This is a genomic window from Colwellia sp. E150_009 (genome assembly GCF_053543955.1).
Genome location: NZ_JBHFOM010000003.1, coordinates 135849 through 157820, shown reverse-complemented (window position 1 = coordinate 157820; position 21972 = coordinate 135849). Strand labels below are relative to the sequence as shown.

The 21972-nt window shown below is 37.2% G+C and carries 13 protein-coding genes; 6 read left to right on the top strand and 7 right to left on the bottom strand.

Translation table 11 applies throughout. From position 1 onward, the window contains the following. The first annotated feature begins 115 nt into the window (after positions 1–115). Positions 116–2425, top strand: coding sequence for a DPP IV N-terminal domain-containing protein (locus ACE1OF_RS02725; protein ID WP_448892559.1), 2310 nt, complete (start codon positions 116–118; stop codon positions 2423–2425). A 72-nt stretch (positions 2426–2497) separates the two neighbouring features. On the opposite strand, the gene metH is transcribed toward ACE1OF_RS02725, so the two are convergent. The 7 genes from metH to ACE1OF_RS02690 all read right to left on the bottom strand — a co-directional run bounded on the left by metH (position 2498) and on the right by ACE1OF_RS02690 (position 15989). After that, on the bottom strand, positions 2498–6202 hold the full coding sequence (gene metH, locus ACE1OF_RS02720) for a methionine synthase (RefSeq protein ID WP_448892557.1): 3705 nt from the start codon (positions 6200–6202) through the stop codon (positions 2498–2500). A gap of 83 nt (positions 6203–6285) precedes the next feature. Continuing rightward, on the bottom strand, positions 6286–7233 hold the full coding sequence (locus tag ACE1OF_RS02715; protein ID WP_448892555.1) for a homoserine O-succinyltransferase: 948 nt from the start codon (positions 7231–7233) through the stop codon (positions 6286–6288). A 324-nt stretch (positions 7234–7557) separates the two neighbouring features. Further along, a complete protein-coding gene (locus tag ACE1OF_RS02710; RefSeq protein WP_448892553.1) occupies positions 7558–11388 on the bottom strand; it encodes a molybdopterin-dependent oxidoreductase in 3831 nt (1276 codons plus the stop codon). Between the two features lie 107 nt (positions 11389–11495). Beyond that, the gene (locus tag ACE1OF_RS02705) at positions 11496–13514 is read right to left on the bottom strand and encodes an FAD-dependent oxidoreductase (protein ID WP_448892551.1); all 2019 of its coding nucleotides are present in this window, start codon (positions 13512–13514) and stop codon (positions 11496–11498) included. Between the two features lie 52 nt (positions 13515–13566). After that, complete coding sequence (locus ACE1OF_RS02700) at positions 13567–14652, bottom strand: phosphotransferase (RefSeq protein ID WP_448892549.1); 1086 nt, start codon at positions 14650–14652, stop codon at positions 13567–13569. A 35-nt stretch (positions 14653–14687) separates the two neighbouring features. Further along, positions 14688–15452 carry an SDR family NAD(P)-dependent oxidoreductase gene (locus ACE1OF_RS02695; RefSeq protein WP_448892547.1) on the bottom strand — a complete coding sequence of 255 codons (765 nt, stop codon included), beginning with the start codon at positions 15450–15452 and terminating at the stop codon, positions 14688–14690. An 81-nt stretch (positions 15453–15533) separates the two neighbouring features. Further along, positions 15534–15989: a MaoC family dehydratase gene (locus ACE1OF_RS02690; RefSeq protein ID WP_448892545.1), complete on the bottom strand. Its 456-nt coding sequence runs from the start codon at positions 15987–15989 to the stop codon at positions 15534–15536. Between the two features lie 153 nt (positions 15990–16142). Here ACE1OF_RS02690 and ACE1OF_RS02685 point away from each other — a divergent pair, with 153 nt between their 5' ends. The 5 genes from ACE1OF_RS02685 to ACE1OF_RS02665 all read left to right on the top strand — a co-directional run bounded on the left by ACE1OF_RS02685 (position 16143) and on the right by ACE1OF_RS02665 (position 21867). Continuing rightward, complete coding sequence (locus ACE1OF_RS02685) at positions 16143–16937, top strand: SDR family NAD(P)-dependent oxidoreductase (protein ID WP_448892543.1); 795 nt, start codon at positions 16143–16145, stop codon at positions 16935–16937. 3 nt (positions 16938–16940) lie between these two features. After that, positions 16941–17822 carry a 5'/3'-nucleotidase SurE gene (gene surE / locus ACE1OF_RS02680; RefSeq protein ID WP_448892541.1) on the top strand — a complete coding sequence of 294 codons (882 nt, stop codon included), beginning with the start codon at positions 16941–16943 and terminating at the stop codon, positions 17820–17822. Between the two features lie 171 nt (positions 17823–17993). Beyond that, on the top strand, positions 17994–19853 hold the full coding sequence (locus ACE1OF_RS02675; protein WP_448892539.1) for an AMP-binding protein: 1860 nt from the start codon (positions 17994–17996) through the stop codon (positions 19851–19853). Between the two features lie 55 nt (positions 19854–19908). After that, positions 19909–21354 carry an aldehyde dehydrogenase family protein gene (locus ACE1OF_RS02670; RefSeq protein WP_448892537.1) on the top strand — a complete coding sequence of 482 codons (1446 nt, stop codon included), beginning with the start codon at positions 19909–19911 and terminating at the stop codon, positions 21352–21354. A 24-nt stretch (positions 21355–21378) separates the two neighbouring features. Further along, complete coding sequence (locus tag ACE1OF_RS02665; protein WP_448892535.1) at positions 21379–21867, top strand: PaaI family thioesterase; 489 nt, start codon at positions 21379–21381, stop codon at positions 21865–21867. Positions 21868–21972: the final 105 nt, after the last annotated feature.

Sequence of the window (21972 nt, the reverse complement as noted above, 5' to 3'; positions counted from 1 at the left end):
GCGATACATCGTTTTTAACATTGTTTAAGCTGAACTCGGTTTAGGGTATTTAGATATGCTTTAATTACAACGTAAATTACAACTTATTTTGATGGTAATAAAATTTGGTTAACCTATGAAAAAAAACTTAAAACGTGTTGGCTTTATTGCCATTTCTCTCATGTCTTCTGTGGCTCTATTTACTGCACCAACTCAAGCAGCAGAGCAACTAGCAACACAAAAAGAAACAAAACAGAATTCCCCTTTAACCATAGAACGAATTTATAGTTCTCCTTCGTTAAATGGTCAAACACCTAAATCTTTGAAATTTTCACCCGACGGCTCACGAGTAACTTATTTACAAGGAAAAGCCGAAGACTTAAATCGTTACGATTTGTGGGAATACAATCTATCAAGTAAAGAAAACAAGTTATTAGTTAATTCTCAAGACTTATTTAGTGGGCCAGAAATTCTTTCCGATGAAGAAAAAGCACGGCGTGAGCGTCAGCGTGTTTATGGTTTTGGCATCATGGAATATAAGTTTTCAAATGATGGTAGCGCACTATTATTTCCTTTAAATGGTGACATTTACTATTATAATTTAGCGAATAAAAACGCCAAACGTTTAACCGAAACGGATGAATTTGAAACCGATATTAAGTTTTCCCCTAAGGGTAACTATGTTTCCTTTATTCGTAATCAAAATATATTTGTACTTAATATTAAAAATGGTGAGGAAACGCAATTAACCAAAGATGGCTCAGAAGCTATCAAAAACGGTATGAGTGAGTTTGTAGCTCAGGAAGAAATGGATAGAATGACAGGTTACTGGTGGTCTCCTGATGAGAAGCATATTGCTTTTCTACGTGTAGATGAAACCCCCGTGCAAACGGTTATTCGCAACGAAATATACGCTGAAAAAATAGAACTCATCGAACAACGTTACCCCGCTACGGGCACTAACAATGTTACAATACAACTGGCAGTGACCAATATAAAAGGCCAAAAAACACGCTTTATTGAGCTTGATGATGCCACAGGTGACACGTCAAAGGGTAATAAAAATGATTTTTACATACCCCGCGTAAAATGGTTACCTGATAGTCAAAATCTATCATATCAATGGCAAAGTCGCGACCAAAAAACTTTAAAATTAAAAGCTTATAACTTAAAAAAACGCAAACAAACAACCCTATTAACTGAGCAATCAACACATTGGTTGAACTTACATCACGACCTTTACTTTCTAAAAAACAGTAAATCTTTTATTTGGGCTTCTGAACGTGACGGTTTTAAACATTTATATCATTTTAATACTCAAGGGCAACTAATAAATCAATTAACCAAAGGACCATGGGTTGTTGACTCTATAGAACACATAGATGAAAAAAATGGTTTAATTTATTTTACTGGTCGTGCAGATACACCACTTGAACGTCATTTGTACCGAGTTCCTTTAAACAGCAAATCACCTGAACACGTTGCCAGAATTAGTAAACGCAATGGTTTTCATGACATCAACTTTAGTAAAGACAGTAAAAGTTATATTGACAGTTTCTCAAATATTTCTACGCCAAAACAAGTTAGTTTACACCAAGCTAATGGCGACCATATGGTATGGTTAGCACAAAATAAAGTTGCAGAAGAACACCCTATTTATCCTTATTATGCAGACTTAATTCAACCCAAGTTTGGTACATTAACATCGGATGATGGCAAAGCAACACTTTATTACAAGCTTTATAAACCTAATAATATGATGCCAGGCAAAAAACACCCCGTCATTGTTAATGTGTATGGTGGTCCACATGCACAATTAGTAAAAAATGTCTGGCAAGGTGCCGATATGACTCAATACATGCTACAACAGGGCTATATTGTTTTTCAATTAGACAACCGAGGATCCAACTACCGAGGGACCGAATTTGAATTTTCAATTTATGAAAAACTTGGACAAGTTGAAGTAAACGACCAAATAACAGGGGTTAAATACCTTCACACATTACCTTATGTAGATAAAGATAGAATTGGTATTTTTGGTCACTCATACGGCGGCTATATGGCGTTAATGACGCTATTAAAAGCAGGTGACTATTTTAAAGCAGCCGTTAGTGGTGCGCCCGTAACAGATTGGCTACTTTATGATACTCATTACACAGAGCGCTATTTAAATCACCCTAAAGTTAATGCAAAAGGTTATGAGCAATCAAGTGTTTTTCCTTACATAACAAACCTTAAAAACCCCTTATTGGTTTATCATGGTATGGCTGATGATAATGTATTGTTCACTAACACAACCAAGTTAATAAAAGCACTACAAGATGAGAACAAACAGTTTGAATTAATGACTTACCCTGGTAGTAAGCACAGCATGCGAGGCAAAAAAGTTAAAGTTCATTTGAATAATACTATTATGAACTTCTTCGATAGACACTTTAAAGAGTAGCGAATGTAAAAGTAACGAAAACATTTCAATAAGTGTTTTCGTTACTTATAACTTATCTTACTCAATACCTGTCTACTCTGGTTCGTAATCTAAATTAGCAGAAAGCCAACGCTCAGCTTGCTCTATAGTCATTCCTTTACGTGCAGCGTAATCAAGCACTTGGTCTTTAGCTAGTTTTGCTACGGCAAAATACTTAGATTCAGGGTGAGAAAAATACCAACCGCTAACTGCTGCTCCTGGCCACATGGCATAACTTGAGGTAAGTTTCATACCAATATTTTCTTCTACGTTAAGCAACTCCCACAACAACCCTTTTTCAGTATGCTCAGGACAAGCAGGATAACCTGGTGCGGGACGTATACCTTGATAGCTTTCTCGGATCAGCGCATCATTATCTAAGTCTTCATCAGGTGCATACCCCCAATATTCCTTACGTACTTTTTCATGAAGATATTCTGCACTCGCCTCTGCTAACCTATCTGCCACTGCTTTAATAAGAATCATATTATAGGTGTCATGCTTGGCGTCATATGCTTTAACTAACTCATCAACACCAAAGCCTGAAGAAACAGCAAAGGCACCAATGTAATCATTTACACCAGATCCTTTAGGTGCAATATAATCAGATAAACAACGATTAAATTGCTTTGAGGGTTTTTTACTTTGCTGACGAAGTTGTTGTAATCTCATAATGGTTTTAGTGCGGTCTTCATTATCACTATCAGTACTATAAACTTCAATATCATCAACATCACTATTGGCTGGAAATAAGCCAAATACAGCTTTAGCAGTAATTTTTTTGTTGTTAATAACATCATCTATCATGTTATTCGCATCATTAAATAGCTTTCTCGCTTCTTCTCCAATCACTTCATGCTTTAAAATAAGTGGGTATTTACCTGATAATTGCCATGTAGTGAAAAATGGTGTCCAATCAATATAATTGCGCACTTTATTTAAATCAAGGCTGTCTAACACTGTCACACCAAGCTTATTAGGCTTTTTCGGCGTATGGTTATCAAAATCAACTTTGGTTGCATTACCACGTGCATCTTCTAATGTAATTAAACTTGAACGAGGGCCTTTCTTATAATGACGAGCACGCACACGCTCATATTCATTTTGAGTACTAGCAAAAAAATCAGCTTTATGTTCTTCAGACAACAACTTACTCACGACAGAAACTGCACGTGATGCATTTGACACATAAACAACAGGATGATCATATTGAGGTGCTATTTTAACTGCGGTATGAGCTTTTGAAGTAGTAGCACCACCAATTAACAAGGGTAAATCTATGCCTTGTCGTTTCATTTCTTTGGCAACATGCACCATTTCATCAAGAGACGGTGTAATAAGTCCAGACAAACCAATAATATCAACATTTTCTTCTTTGGCGACTCTTAAAATATCTTCACAGGAAACCATCACGCCTAAGTCAATAATGTCATAATTGTTACATTGTAATACCACACCTACAATATTTTTACCTATATCGTGAACATCACCTTTAACCGTTGCCAACAATACCTTTCCGTTAGAACTTGCCTCTGTTTTTTCTGCTTCAATAAAAGGATTTAAATGTGCCACCGCTTGTTTCATCACTCGGGCAGACTTTACAACTTGCGGCAAAAACATTTCTCCTGCCCCAAATAAATCACCCACAACATTCATACCATCCATCAATGGACCTTCAATCACATCAAGCGGTCGTAAAGCACATAAACGAGCTTCTTCTGTGTCTTCTATGATAAATTCATTAATGCCTTTAACCAACGAATGAGCCAAACGTTCGTTAATTGGTAATTCTCGCCAAGCTAAATCAGTTTTTGCTGCCTGCCCCCCTGCTTGTCCTTGATATTCTTGAGCAATATCCAACAACCGTTCTGTTGCACCCGCATCATTATTTTGAATAACGTCTTCGACGGCTAAGCGTAATTTTTCAGGAATGTCAGAATATATGGCTAATTGCCCTGCATTAACAATCCCCATATCCATGCCATTTTTTATGGCGTGATATAAAAATACCGCATGAATAGCTTCTCGAACGGGGTTATTACCACGGAATGAGAATGACACATTAGAGACACCACCTGAGATCATTGCATGGGGTAAGTTTTGCTTTATGTCAGCAACCGCTTCAATAAAATCAACGGCATAATTGTTATGTTCGTCAATGCCTGTCGCAACAGCAAATATATTAGGATCAAAAATAATATCTTCTGCTGGATACCCTATTTCATCAACCAATATATGATAGGCACGATGACAAATTTCATATTTTCTTTTTCGTGTATCAGCTTGTCCATCTTCATCAAATGCCATTACAATAACAGCAGCACCGTAACGGCGTAATAACTCGGCTTGCTCGCGAAAGTTATCTTCCCCTTCTTTTAAACTAATCGAGTTAACAATACCCTTACCTTGAATACACTTTAAGCCTGCTTCAATAATATCCCATTTAGAAGAGTCAATCATAATTGGTACTTTAGCAATATCAGGCTCACCAGCAATAAGATTTAAAAAACGCACCATAGCGGTTTTCGAATCCAACATACCTTCATCCATATTGATATCGATAATTTGTGCGCCATTTTCAACTTGCTGTAAAGCAACCGCAATAGCTTGATCATAATTCTCTTCTTTGATCAAACGTTTAAACATAGCAGAGCCAGTTACGTTAGTACGCTCACCAACGTTTACGAATAAAGAGTCTTCTTCAATGGTTAACGCTTCAAGGCCAGATAAACGACAAGCAATTTTACGTGGTTTGATTTCACGTGGCTTAATATTGGCTACAGAATCAGCCATCCCTTTAATATGATCTGGTGTGGTACCACAACAGCCACCAATAATATTTAAAAAACCTGCATTAGCCCACTCACCAACATGAGTATTCATATCAGCCACAGTAAAATCATATTCGCCAAAAGCATTTGGTAAGCCGGCATTAGGGTGAGCAGAAACGGCAACATCACAAATACGACTTAGCTCTTCTACGTATTGACGTAATTCAACAGGACCAAGTGCACAGTTCAAACCAAAAGAAAGAGGTTTTGCATGACGTAAAGAATTATAAAATGCTTCTGTAGTTTGTCCTGACAAAGTTCGGCCTGACGCATCAGTAATAGTGCCTGATATCATTACTGGTAATCTAACTCCAAGATTATCAAATACTGTTTCTACCGCAAAAATAGCCGCTTTTGCATTTAATGTGTCGAAAATCGTTTCAATCAAGATAAGATCTGAACCGCCTTTAATTAAGGCAGTTGTTGATTCGATATAAGCATCTTTTAATTCATCAAACGTTACATTACGAAAAGCTGGATCATTAACATCGGGTGATATGGAACACGTGCGGTTAGTTGGCCCTAATACACCTGCTACAAACCGTGGTTTTTCTGGCGTTTTTTTATTATATTCGTCTGCCGCAGCACGTGCAATTTGCGCTGCAACTAAATTGATTTCAGCACTATACGCTTGCATATCATAATCAGCCATAGCAATCGTTGTAGCATTGAACGTGTTTGTTTCAAGTATATCGGCCCCTGCTTCAAGGTACTCTAAATGAATTGCTTTAATGATGTCTGGCTGAGTTAGTACTAACAAATCATTATTACCTTTAACATCACTATGCCAGTCAGCAAAACGGTCACCACGAAAATCTTGTTCCTCAAACTTATATGCCTGAATCATGGTACCCATTGCGCCATCAAGAATTAATATGTTTTTAGCCAATTGTTGTTCAAATAAAGCAAACGATGTATGTTTTTTCATGATGTATTCGGTTTCCTAAGGGTAAATCTTTAAATCAAAATAGGGACTAACTTAATTTAACTACCTTAAATAGTAGTATCGGCTTAAATAACCGTATCAGGGTGTATTGCTTTAATATTAGAAGCATCCAATTTATAAGGTGTTATTTGATATACATAATAATTAAGCCAATTAGTAAATAATAGACTACCGTGACTACGCCATGAGCCTTCTGGTGAATTATTTATATTGTTATCTTTGTAGTAATTTTCAGGTATAGCCGCATTACTGTCTACCGATCTATCTCGTAAATATTCTTCATGTAGCGTGGTAGTATCATATTCAGGGTGACCCGTCAGATAAACTTGCTGCTTGTTTTTACTGGCAGCCAAATAAACACCAGCATCTTTTGATTCTGCTAAAATTTTTATTTGAGGAACGCTTTCATAATCAGATTTATCAATATAACCATATCGAGAATGAGGTACATTAAAATTTTCATCAAAACCACGCGTTAATGGTTCTTTTTCATCAAGTGCTTTGTGATTATACACTCCTGATAGCTTTTGTTTACGCAAATGACGATTCAATCCATAATGATGGTACAACGCAGCATGCGCAGCCCAACAAGAAAACATGGTTGAGGTAACATTTTCTTCAGCCCAGTCAAACACCTTACAAATTTTATCCCAAAAAGTTACCTGCGAATAGTCAAGTAAAGCTAATGGAGCCCCCGTAATAATTAAACCATCATATTGTTTGTGTTTAATATCATCAAACAAGTGATAAAAAGTATCTAAATGCTCTGTTGGAGTATTTTTAGACTCATTCGCATGTATACGAACAAATTCAATATTTATTTGCAGTGGTGTGTTTGACAGCATGCGTAATATTTGCACTTCTGTTTCAATTTTATTCGGCATCAAATTTAAAATAGCCACTTGCATTGGGCGAATTTCCTGAGACATCGCGCGGTGTTCAGACATAACGAAAATATTTTCATTATCTAAAATAGATAAGGCAGGTAATTGATCTGGAATTTTAATTGGCATAACGCACCTAACTAGCAAAAAACAAATAAAAGCACCTAATAGGCACTGATTACAATACTACTTAGATCGATAGATATGTCAACATCTAAACGTATAGATGGCCAAATGATTTTTATCAAGAAATAAAAACTGGCTAGGAATATATGTAAAAGATTATTTAAAAAAGGATACCGTCAAGCGCGAGAATGAAGCTGTGCACCTCTTGTAATTTACAAAAGTCGGAACAAAAACGGACAATTAGATATCTTATCTTTTAAATTTCACCTTTCTTGATAAAGCCAACTTTTCTTAAGTTCTAAATCCTAGAAATCTATGCTATTACACTTATGCAGGACGCACTTTTACAGGAATACCATTCAGAACAGCATTTCCACTCATATTATCGACTACTTGATCGTCAATAATATCATTAATGCTAACACCTGGACTGCTCTCTGCCACACTCAATTGTATACCTTCACGGTGATGTCCCCAACCATGGGGAAGACACACAATGCCTGGCATCACATCTTCAGTAACGGTCACTTCAACATTCAAATTGCCTACTCGGGAGCTAATAATGGCGATACATTTATCATATAAGCCTATTGTTGTTGCGTCTTTCGGGTTAACCAATAGTGCACAACGGTTTTTACCTTTAACTAATCGTTGGGAGTTATGCATCCAAGAGTTATTGGTGCGTAAGTCACGACGACTAATTAACATGAGTGAATCAGCATTATTTCGCACTTTATTTTCGGTTATAAAGCGATCTAACTCATTGACTAACAACGCTGGCATTACATGAATCTTTTTATCTTCAGTAAATAAATAAGCAGGAAGATTAGATTGCAGAGGTCCCAGGTCAATACCTTGTGGGTATTGCTTTAACACATCTAACGTTAGACCCTCTTTATGTTTAATTTCCTTACCTTGCAAAAACTCACTAAAACCTTCGCCGTAAGGCCCTGTGCGTAACCCATAGTCTAATATTTGTTCAGTGCTGGTATTGCTAGCTTTCATTTTCTCAGCTTGTACAGGATTTTTTAGTTCAAGAATAGCTTGAGTAATACCTTGTAAAATATCCCAATCAGAGCGAGCGTTTTCAGCTGGTTCAAATAATGCTTCAGAGAATTTTGCTAGATTACGAACCGCTAATAAATTAAACACAATGTCATATTGTTCATGCTCAAATGGGCCTGTTGGTGGTAAAATAATATCAGCATGACGTGAAGTTTCATTCAAATAAAAGTCAATCGATACTCTGAAATCTAATTGTTCAAGGCCTTGATCCATTGCTCGTCCATTCGGTGTGGATAACACGGGGTTACCCGCCAAACAGATAAACGCTTTTATTTGCCCTTCGCCTGGTGTTAGCATTTCTTCTGCCATAACGGCAGCAGGAAGTTTTCCTTCAAATTCAGGTAAACCGCGCACACGACTTTTAAACGTGTTGAAACTTCCCATAGGACGGCTAATACCTTTATCAAAAGCGGGTGTTGTAAACATGGCACCGCCTTGACGATCCAAGTTTCCAGTTAGCAAGTTGAGAACAACCATGAGCCAATGGTTCAGCGCTCCATATCTTTGTGCAGAGACTCCCATTCTCCCATAACATACTGCGCGTTCAGCCGAGGCAAATTCTTCAGCAATACGAATGATCTCTTTTTCACTAATACCACAACCACTGCTTATTTCATCAATCGATAATTGATTAAATAAATCAAGCAGTCCATCCCAGTTATCAGATAGTGTTGCTAAACGATCAACTTTGTATAGTTTATTTTTTACAATATGTTGGATAATGCCGATTAAAAATAACGGATCCGATGCAGGGCGAATAAAATGATGCTCGCTCATGTAGCGCGCTGATTCATTACGACGAGGATCAACTAAAATAATTTTCCCGCCGCGATTTTTAATTCCTTTCAAACGTTTGAGCACATCCCCCGCGGTCATAAGGCTACCATTTGAGACCGCAGGATTTGCCCCAAGCATCAGCATATAATCGGTGTGATCAATATCAGGAATGGTAAATAAATTACTATGCCCAAACATCAAATATGATACTAGTTGATGTGGCATTTGATCGAGTGAAGCAGCAGTAAATATATTGTGTGAGCCTATTGCTTTTCTTAATCCACCTACCCCCATCGTTATCCCTAAATTATGAGAGCCAGGGTTGCCCGAGTATATGCCAATAGCATCATTACCATACATCTCTTGAATACCAACAAGGCGTTTAGCTATTTTTTCATAAGCTGTTGCCCAGTCAATGGGGAGCCATTCACCGTCCACTTTTTCAAGTGGTGTTTTTAAGCGGTCTGGATCATTATGCAAATCTTGTAATGCATATCCTTTCGGGCAAATATGACCTACACTGTGATGATCATCTTTATCGCCTGCAATCGAAATAATTTTATCACCTTGGTATTCAATCTTAACACCACACATAGCTTCACATAATGTGCAACTTCGAAAGTGAGTTTTAATTGGCAAGTCCTGTAGGTTTTTTTCCTCATCTTCAGCTTGTTGTTTGGCTACCTGAATAACGTTCAACATTTCTGCAATGCTTGTAATTTTTTGACGAGAACGCCCTTTAAGCTTACCTTCATTTAGTTCATGCGTATCCAATAACCGCCAATCATCAAATGAAATATATTCAATAAAACGATCTTTTAATAACCTTGCTATATCACTGTTAATTGACACTAAGCTCTTAGGAATATCCTCAAGAATTCGGTTCACTGTATCATTAGCACATTGTTTGTTACTGCCGATTACACCATTTGCACCACGTTTAATCCATCCTGCAACATATTCTGGTGTAGATGCTAAATTGTCAGATTTACCGACACGTCCTTGCTGATTTAAAATGATTCCACGGCCGCTATCAAATGGTAAGTTGTTTATTTTTTCGCCTTGATAACCAATCGCATGCACAATAAGTTCAGCCTGAACCTTATAAATTTTTTCAGATATCGTTGCGGTTAATTGACCCAATGAGTTTTTTTGTAATTCAGTACGAGCTATAGTTAAAACTTTCAGTTTATCGCTATTTTTGTTTATTCGTGCGGGACTTGAGAAAAATTTGAAATGAATACGCTTGCCACCACATTTTTTTCTTTGAGATATTTCTTCGAGTAATGCAATATTTTTCTTAGTTTCATTTGATTCAATCTGAGCCAAGCTCTCTTTATCTAACGCAAGATCTTTCGGATCGACAATCAGATCCAAATTGGAGATCGCCATCAATTGTTCTAGCTCTTTGGGAGTGAAAGCGGCTTGAGCTGGACCTCGACGAGCAAATAAATAAACATCTGTAATATAGCTATTTTTTAAACACAGCAGTGCGTGATCAGCAATATCAGTTTTCTCTAGCTCTTCTGTTGGCAGTATAAGAATACGTGCGATATCTAAGGCTACATTACCCATACCAATAACAGCCGCAGCCTTGCCTGCAAAATTAACATGCAGATCATGTTGATCCGGGTGACCATTATACCAACCTACAAATGTCGAAGAACCGAAAACGTTGTCTAACTCTGCGCCAGGAATGTTGAGCTCTCGGCTTTGTGATCCTCCTGTGGCATAAATGACACCGTGATAGTTTTTCAGTAAATCATCTCTACTTATATCTTTACCGATATGAATGTTTCCAAAAAAACGTACTTGTGGGGAATTAGCAATATGCTCAAAACTAGCAGAAACTGATTTTATTCGTGGATGATCAGGTGCAACACCGTACCGAACCAAGCCAAACGGCGTAGGTAAACGTTCAAAAATATCTACTGTTGCTTTTGGCATTTGTTTGAGTAACGCTTCTGCAGTATAAAAGCCTGAAGGACCAGCCCCTACAACAGCAAACCTTCCAATGAGGTCTGACTTTCTTTTAGGCGTGTTGGAGTCTATGGGATCAATACTCTCTCGTATAACGGGATAAATAAGGGAATTTTTGGCATTAAGCGCGATAAAGTCTTGTTGATCAACAGGTACTGAACTTTCTGGATATATTGCCTGTTCAGGGCATGCGGTAATACAGGCATTACAATTAATGCAGGCCTCTGGGTCAATAAAAAGCATTTCTGGCCCTTCACGGAAAGCATCAACCGGACACACATCAACACAACTCGTGTGTTTATTTCCAATACAGGCTTGAGTGACTACATACGACATTATTTTTGGCTCCAGTTCAGTTTACATTCAATAATCAGAAAAAATTCAAAGAAAATTCAGCCCATGTAATGGATTACATCACACTAGAGCCTTAGTATTGGTGTTGACTAAACAGTCAATTCTAGACCTTGTTTTATTGCTCTTTTAGCATCAAGTTCAACAGCAACATCTGCACCACCAATGAGATGAAAAGGCTTGATTAAATCTTTTACTAATTCTCTTGCGGGATCTTGACCTGCACAAATAATAACGTTATCAACATCGAGTATTTGTTTTTCTCCATCTACGCTCAAATGTAAACCTGCATCATCAACTTTGTAATACTCACACGAAGCCATCATGTTAACTTTTTTCTGGTTAAGGCTTGCACGATGAATCCAACCCGTAGTTTTACCTAAATTTGCCCCTACTTTGGTTTCTTTACGCTGTAATAAATAAACCTCTCTTGCTGGCTCTTTAATTTCTTTCTTTATTCCTTCAATGCCAGCACGAGCATGTAAGGTCATATCAACACCCCACTCTCTCATGTACGCTTTTATATTTTGGCTTGTCGGCTCACCTGAATGAATTAGGTATTCAGTAACATCAAAACCGATTCCGCCAGCCCCAATAACAGCAACTTTTCTACCAACACTTTTTTTATGTTTAAGGACATCGATGTAACTTAATACTTTGCTATGTTCAATCCCGTCAATGTTTGGTATTCGCGGAGTGATACCTGTTGCAATAACAACTTCATCAAAATCACTCTCGTTTAGCGCTGCTGATGTCACCTTAGTGTTTAGTTTTACTTTGACTTTTGTTAGTTCAAGCTGACGAGCAAAGTAACGGATAGTTTCATAAAACTCTTCTTTCCCTGGGACTTGTTTAGCAATATTAAACTGACCGCCAATTTCACTTTCACCATCAAAAAGCGTTACATCATGGCCCGCTTTAGCAAGAGAGGTTGCAGCAGATAAGCCTGCAGGACCAGCGCCAATAATCGCTATTTTCTTTGCTATTTTTGTAGGAATTATATTTATTTCAGTTTCAAAGCAAGCTCGAGGGTTAACCAAACAACTAGCCACTTCGCCAGAAAAGACATGATCAAGACAGGCTTGATTACATCCTATACAGGTGTTAATTTCATCACTATGTCCTGCTGCTGCTTTATTTACAAAATTTTCATCGGCTAAGAAGGGACGCGCCATAGAAATGAGATCGGCATCGCCATTGAGTAAAACTTGCTCTGCAACTTCAGGCGTATTAATGCGATTAGAGGTAACAACAGGTATATTAAAATGTTGTTTATATTTAGCCGTTACCCAAGTAAATGCGGCACGTGGCACCTTCGTTTGGATAGTAGGGATACGCGCCTCATGCCAGCCAATCCCTGTATTTATAATTGTTGCTCCTGATTTTTCAATCGCTTGCCCAAGCTGAACGACTTCTTCAAAACTACTCCCTCCTTCAACCAAGTCCATCATAGATAAACGAAATATAATGATAAAGTTTTCGCCAACGGCATCGCGGATACGTCGAACCACTTCAACAGCTAGTTTGATACGATTCTCGTAACTCCCCCCCCATTCATCATCACGTTGATTCGTTCTTAATGAAATAAACTGATTAATGAAGTAACCTTCAGATCCCATCACTTCAACGCCATCATAATTTGCTTTTTGTGCTTGTATGGCTAAATTCACAAAACCACAAATTTCTTCTTCGATCATTTCTGCCGTACAAGCTTCTGGTTTATACATATTAATTGGCGCTTGAATTGCTGATGGCGCAATGGGACTACCATTAAAAGCATAACGACCAGCATGCAGTATTTGCATACAAATTTTAGCATCATATTTGTGTACTGCATCTGTGATAAACCTATGCGTTGCTATATCTTCGGCAGTTTCCATCAATTTTGCATCATGACGGGATGAACCGTGCTTAGTCGGCGCATATCCGCCTGTGACAATAAGCCCACATCCACCTTTAGCACGTTCGCCATAAAAGGCGGCTAAACGATTTTTAGCATCAGGATGCTCTTCTAACCCAGTATGCATGGAACCCATCATTACACGATTTTTTAAGGTGGTAAAACCGAGTTCAAGTGGCTCTAATAGTTTTATATATTGTTGTTGGGACATAGCTTTCTCTATATTAAAAAGTCATTTGGAACAAAGTGAATAGCAGTACAAACTACTTGCTATCATCATCTTTATTAATTAACTTCCAAGCCGTTATGGCTAACACAGCACAACGTGCACCAACTTCTAGTGCGTTACTAGAGCTAGCATTTCCTTGTAATGCCCTGGCATAAACCCCCTGTAAAATGGATGCTAATCTAAACATTGAGAATGCGATATAAAATGGCCAGTTTTCTATTTCTGTACGACCTGTTAATTGACAATATTGTTTTATAAATTCCTGCTCGCTCGGTATTCCTTCTTTCACAAGATCTAAGCCTACAAGCCCTTTAACACCGTCAATATTGCTAGGTAAATGATAAGGAATACAGCAATAAGCTAAATCAGATAATGGATGACCTAAGGTTGACAGCTCCCAATCAAGCAAAGTTGCAACTTCGGCTGATTTAGCATCTATCAGCATATTACCAATTCTAAAATCTCCATGCGTGATACAACAGCGGCTATCTTCTGGAATATTGTTAGGTAACCATGCAATTAATTGCTGCATAGCATAAGCTCCCTCATCACCTCCTGCAGGTACATCGCAACTGGATAAATACTGCTTAGACCATAACTTAATTTGGCGACTATAAAAATGTTCCTGTTTACCAAAATCATCCAGCCCTAACTCCCGCCAATCTGCATTATGTAAGGCTGACATAGTTTTGCACATGGATGAATATATTGCTGTGCGCTCAGGTGCTGACGCATGTTTAATTGCAGGGTGTCCATATAATAGACCAGGGACATAATCCATTATGTAAAATGATGTCCCTATTATGTTATTGTCTTCACATAGCAAATAAGTTTTAGGAACAGGTACTTCTGTTAATTCTAATGCTTTTATAATTCTATACTCCCTTTCAATAAGATGAGCCATAGGTAAAAGCTTGCCAGGAGGTTTTTTCCTTAATACATATTTATTGCTTGTAGTTTCCAATAAAAAAGTTGGGTTAGACTGCCCCCCTTGAAATTGTAAAATAGATAAATTGTCATCAATATCGGGCAATTTATCTGCTAGATAATGCTTGAGCTTATTTTGATCAAATTGATGCTTGTCCAAAATATCACATAACTCTGCTTGGTTGGTTGACATGGTAAGTTCCTATTATCAAGACTAGCCAATAGCAATTAAGCTATTGTTTGCCCGCCATCAGCAACGAGCACTTGCCCTGTTATATAAGCTGAAGCATCAGAAGAGAGAAATAGTGCGATAGACGCAATATCAATAGGCTGGCCTAGGCGCTTTAGTGGAACTTGTGTCTCAACAGCCGATTTTCTTTTCGGATCATCAATAAGTGTTTTAGCAAAATCAGTTACGATAACACCTGGTGCTATCGAGTTAACGCGAATATTTTTTGCTCCCCACTCAACTGCAAGATTTCTCGATAAAGCAGACTCTGCCGCTTTAGACATACCATAACAGCCAATAACGTTACTGCCTTTCATTGAAGCAATACTAGAAAGCATAACAACATTACCACCACCATTTTCTGCCATTTTGGGTAAAACTAGGTTACATAACCAAAAAGTACTTTTTAGATTAGTATCCATAATTTTTTCATAAGCTGAATCACTTAACTCTGACAAGGTACCGTAGACAGGGTTTGTTGCAGCATTACAAATAAGAATATCAATCTTGCCCCAGTGCTCAAGCGTCTTATTAACTAAGTTTTCTAATTGTGATTTGTCACCAATATGGCATGGAATAGCAACAGCTTCGCCACCACTATTTCGAATTTTTTCAGCAACATCTTCACATGCTTGAGTTTTACGGCTTGAGATGACAACCTTTGCACCATTTGCTGCAAATAATTCTGCAGTTTTGAGCCCAATACCGCGAGTTGAGCCAGTAATTAAAGCGACTTTTCCTTTAATATTAAATATTGTATTCATGAGATTCCTATTTATATCATTCATTGTTATCTTCAAAGATAGAATTTTTAAAGCATGGTAATGTGACGAATATCCAGCTAATTACGAGATGCAGAGCACAACAGTATTTGCTACGCAGACAAGTTGTTTATTTGGCGCTGTTTCAATCTCAACTCTTACTTCTAACTTAAAATCTCCATTTTCAATCTCTTGAAATTTTTCAATAAAAAAATTAGCCTGTATTTTTTGTCCTGGTTTTACAGCCTGCAAAAATCGCACTTTATTTAAGCCATAATTTATCTTAGTTGTTACACCTTCAATGTTATAACTTTGCTGAGCAAACTGTGGGATTAGAGAAACCAGCAAATAACCATGTGCGATTGTTGCTTTATAGGGGGACTCTTTCTCTGCCCGAACAGTATCCAAATGTATCCACTGCTTATCACCTGTAACCTCAGCAAAGCCATTAATTAAAGATTGTTCCACTAAAAACCATGGGCTACTTGCAATATGTGAACCTATATTATTTTTCAAGTACCCTGCATCAATCATCTTCATCTGACATGACTCCAATTCTAAATATTATCTATATAGTCAAACATAATACAAACGAAATAGCTATATCTTTTTTTGATATAAAATTTCGCATTGCGGAATTACATATCATGAAATATAATAACTAAAATATCAAGAATGTTGAGAAAATTATCAATGACTTTAAACAAAGACTTTTTAGGAAAGACAGCTGTAGTAACTGGAGCAGCAAGTGGTATTGGGCGGGCTGTTACTGAAATGTTATATAAAAATGGCGCTAACATTATGCTTATTGATAGAAACAAACTTCTTTTAGAAGAGTTTGTTAAACAAATAGGTGATGATAAAAGAGTTAGTTTTCAAGTTGCAAATATTGCAGATGAAGCACAAGTACAACAGTTCATCAACACAACAATTTCACTATTTACCAAAATTGACATTTTAATCAATAACGCAGGCATAGCTTCAAAAAGGTTTACAGCGCCAGAGCAAGAATTGAGTGATTGGCACAAGGTATTAGATGTCAACCTATTAGGAACTGTTCTCACCACTAAGTATGCCTCAAAAGAAATGATCACCCAACACTACGGCGCTATAGTAAATACAGCTTCAATTGCTGGTATAAGATCAGGGGCAGGAGGAAATGCCTATAGTGCTTCAAAAGCCGCAACAATTAGCTTCACTCAAACAAGTGCTTGTGACTTAGGTAAATATAATATTCGTGTGAATGCTGTTTGTCCTGGTCTAATTGAAACAGGTATGACTAAAATATTTTTTGATAAAGCTCGCGATAAAGGAGTTACCAATCGTTTAGGGGAGCGTTGTGAGCTATTGCGTTCAGGGCGGCCTGAAGAAGTTGCTGAAGCCATTCTATTTTTAGCTAGTGATAGAGCAAGTTATATAACAGGGCAAGCTTTGGCTATTGATGGCGGCAATACCGCGTCATTAAACATGCCAGGAATGAAGGTATAAGTGATGACACGTAAGAATAAATCAACTGGAATAAATACTAGCTCTTCAGTAATGACAGGTGATGCAGTTTCATTAAAAATCAACTCATTAAATCTGCTAAAAAGTAACTTCACGAAGCAAAAGCTAAATAGAATATTACTCACTAATGACGATGGCTATGATGCTAAAGGGCTTCAAGTATTACTCAAAATAGCACATGAAATTGCCCATGAAGTTTGGGTTGTAGCGCCAAGTTCTGATCAAAGCGGTCAATCTCAGAGTATTACTTTGCATCAACCTCTTCATTGTGAAAAATACCAAGAAAGGTATTATCACATAAACGGCACGCCAAGTGATTGTGTTATTTTTGCATTGAAAAATTTAATGCGAGATTATCCTCCTCAACTAGTTTTATCAGGTGTGAACAGAGGTGCTAATGTTGCAGATAGTGTATCATTTTCTGGCACGATAGGTGCTACGTTAACGTCAGCTATATTAGGGGTTCCAGCTATTGCTTTAAGTCAATCATTCAGAAATGCTGATGCTATAAACTGGCCAATGACCGAAAAATTGGCGAGTTCAGTTATTCATCATTTAATAGCTGATGCTTTTTCTATTGATGGTTTTGATAGTGAAAATCTCAGTATTGATTTCTGCTATAACATCAATTTTCCTGATGAAGTAATAGAAGATATCTCAGGCTTTGCTTTTGCCAAGCAAGGAAGAGGGAGTATTCATGATATTAATATTGAAACCTATACAACACCAAGAAATAAAGAATGTCACTGGTATGCGTTTGAACATAATTACAGTGTTGTGAAAGAACCGTTAAGCGATATTAACATACTAAGAAACAAAGCAATTGCCATCTCAACAGTTAATGTTTGTAGACATAGTTTGAATTAATTTTAGTAATTAAAAACCTAACTAACCTTATACCACAAAATCACACAAATTACCGCATAGCGAAATATAGTTTTGATTTGATGATTTTTTTATGTAAAAATATAACAAATAAAGATATAAAACGATATATTGCTTTAAAGCATTAAATTCACTTAAAAACGAGTAAATACAATGACATGTAACAAACTCCCTGCATTTAGAGAAAATGACTGGTCTGCACCTGATGTTATCGTTTCAGAGAAAAAAAACGGTATACAGTACGTTAATTCTCCTTATAGCCCACTAAATGATGAAGGTAATGTCATTGGTATGTTTCAAGATACCGTAGCGCAATACCCCAATCGAAATTTTATTGGGCGACGTAATAAAGATAATAATGACTGGGAGTTTATTACCTACAAAGAGGCAGATGAACAATCATCTGCTATTGCTCAATGGTTGCTAAATTTAGACCTTGAAGTTAAAAATCCGGTGATGATTTTATCGGAAAATAGTTTTGAACATGCACTTTTCATGTTAGGAGCGTTGAAAGCAGGTATGCCCGTTGCGCCAACATCACCAAATTATTGCTTATTGAGTGTAGATCATCAAAAAATTAAAAATATATACTCGCTGATTGAACCCGCTATCGTTTTTTGTCAAAACCTAAATCACTATCACAATGCAATAAAGTCATTTAATGAGAAAAATCTGAAAGTTGTGTTTGTTGAAGGTGACGATTGCTCGCTCAGTACAAGTAAATTTGAAAACATTGTGAACACACCAATAACCACTGCAGTTAATGAATCTATAGCAACAATTCAACCGCAAGACATTGCAAAAATACTATTTACTTCTGGCTCAACAGGTGAGCCAAAGGGAGTCATTAACACCCATGGTAATTTAGTATCAACGGTCGCCTCTTTAGGTGCTATTGTTAGAATTGATGCAGTTGACAACCCACCAGTAATGCTTGATTGGATGCCATGGCACCACACATTTGGTGGTAATCAAATTGTTCATAGAGTTATGCGCTATGGTGGAACATTATATATAGATGAAGGTAAACCTGTTCCACAATTATTTGACAAAACAGTAGCCAATTTAACAAGTATAGCTGTTAATGGTTACACCACAGTACCTGCTGTTTACTCCATGTTAGCGAAGATAATGAAAACAAATACAGCACTTAGAAAAAACTTTTTCAAAAATTTAGAATGGATAAGTTATGGCGGTTCAGATATGCCACAATCAACTTACGATGAAATTCAAGAAATGGCTATTGCTGAAACAGGACAAAGAATTCCAATTGTAACGGGATTAGGTTCAACTGAGAGTAGTTCATTAATCACCGCATTGCACTGGCCTACCGAAGAGATGGGAAACATTGGTTTACCAATACCTTCAACTACAATAAAATTATGCCCAATTGACGATAAATATGAAATGCGCATAAAAGGCCCACAAATAACTCCTAGTTACTTTAAAAATACCGAAAAAACTAAAGAAGCATTTGATGATGAAGGCTATTTTATTACGGGTGATGCTGTTCGTTGGAAAGATGAAAAAGATTACAAAAAAGGGCTTATTTTTGCAGGCCGAGTTTGTGAGGACTTTAAACTATTGAATGGTAGCTGGGTACACACTGACGCACTTAGAACCAACGTAATATCTTCTTTATTTCCTTTAGTTGATGACTTAGTGGTTGCTGGTCAAGATAAATCATATATATCTTTATTGTTATGGATTAATGAAGCTGCATTGAGGAAGCTATTTAACGATCAGGACTCAACTTATAATGAATTACTTTTCTCTAAAAAATTGTCTGCACATTTAGAAAACGCACTCCAACAATATAATCAACAAAATAAAGGCTCTACCTCACGGATATTAAAAGTGATTAATATGAGCGAGCCTCCATCTTTAGACGATGGTGAAATATCCGACAAACGCTCAATTAATCAACGTGCTGTATTAAAAAACAAAGCTCATTTAGTTGAGCGTTTATATGCAGAAACTCCCGATGAACAAGTGATTGTAATTGGCAAATGAATATAAACATAAATCTATTTCAATATTATTTCAAAAACAACGTATGAGAAACACAATGAATAATTGCAATCAATTTTATATAAATGGTCAATGGCAAGCGCCTTTAAGTGATGAAGTAAGAGATATAACTAACCCTGCAACAGAGAAACCTTGTGGTAAACTTGCTATGGGCTGCAATGCTGATATTGATAAAGCAGTAGCTGCTGCAAAAAAAGCATTTCCTACATGGTCATTAAGTACAAAGGAAGAACGTATCTCTTTAATTGAAAAAATCATTGCAACCTATCAAAAATATTACGCTGAAATTGCCATAGCAATAACCACAGAAATGGGCGCTCCAAAAAAACTCAGTGAAACAGTACAAACCGCTATGGGCTTAGGGCACTTTTCAACAACACTTGAAACATTGAAAACTTTCTCTTTTCAACAAAGCCTAAATAATAAAAGTACAACCAATATTATTAAAGAGCCCATTGGTGTTGTCGGTTTGATAACACCATGGAATTGGCCTATGAATCAAGTTATTTGTAAAGTTGCACCTGCTCTAGCCGCAGGTTGCACTATAGTCTTAAAACCAAGTCAAGATTCTGCGTTAAGCGCTTATTGGTTAGCCAAAGTAATGGATGAAGCTGGTGTACCAGCAGGTGTATTCAATTTAGTTAATGGTTCAGGCTCTAAAATTGGTGATTATTTATGTGGTCATGCTGATGTTGATATGATTTCATTTACTGGATCTACACCTGCAGGCGTTGCAGTATCTAAAAAAGCCGCAGAGACAATAAAGCGTGTCTCATTAGAGTTAGGTGGTAAATCTGCCAATATCATTATTGATGATGCTGATTTTACTAAAGCCGTTAGTGGTGGTGTTGCCAGTTGCATGGGAAATTGCGGACAAACCTGTACCGCACCCACTCGCATGTTAGTGCCTGAAGATAAAATGGAAGAAGCAATTACTATTGCAAAAGCTGTAGCCGATAAAACCTTAATTGGTGTTGGTGATCCTACTTCAGAAACAACGCTACTAGGCCCTGTTGCCAACAAATCACAATTTAACAAAATTCAAGAAATGATCGAAGTGGGCATCAATGAAGGTGCAAAGCTTATTGCAGGTGGCTTAGGCAGACCTTCAGGCTTAGAAAATGGTTACTATGTTAAACCAACCATTTTCGCCTATGTTGATAATAAAATGGCAATAGCACAGGAAGAAATTTTTGGCCCAGTACTATGCATCATTCCCTATAAAGATGAACAAGATGCAATTAACATTGCCAATGACAGTCCATTTGGTCTTTCTGGTTATGTTTCCTCGGCTAGTTTAGAGCGAGCACAACGAGTAGCAGCACAAATGCGAACAGGCATGGTTCACATTAATGGTGCTAAACCAGATTTAACTGCCCCTTTTGGTGGTTACAAGCAATCTGGTAATGGTCGCGAATGGGGCGAACATGGTCTTGACGATTTTCTCGAAATAAAATCGGTTATGGGTTGGCATACAGCTTAATTTCTGTAGTTATTACAAAATATTATGAACGAGTTAATCTATCTTACCTCAGCAGAGGAAATAAGACTCAATGCTGATAAAATATTTACCTTGCATGGCTATCATAACGTATTAGGTTTTAGGCACATTAGTTGGAATGAAAAACGGGTTGAAATTGCGCTTACCCTTCAACCGCATCACTTAAACCTTGGTGGGGTTATACATGGTGGCGTTTTAGCAGCGTTACTCGATATTGCATGTGCTCAAGCAGGCACATTTTGTCCTTATAAAGATAGAATACGAAAATCCATGACTTTATCGTTAACAACTACATTTACTGGTCAGTGTAATCAAGGTGAAATACGAGTAATAGGGACATTACGTGCGTCAGGAACAAAAATTTACAATAGCTCAGGTGAAGTTTTTGATGATAAAGGTAACCTCTTAGCGATGGGAGAAGGTACATTTCGATTACGTTCAGGATCTGAAAAAGCTGAAGGTGTGCCAAAAACTGAGCGTATAGCCAGCACTTAAAAGCAAGGCATTAATTACCGATAGTGATTATTCTGGATAATCGATTCCAGTAATGTCTATCAAGCTACAGGGAGGTAGCTTCTGTGTAAAAATCAATAACACAAA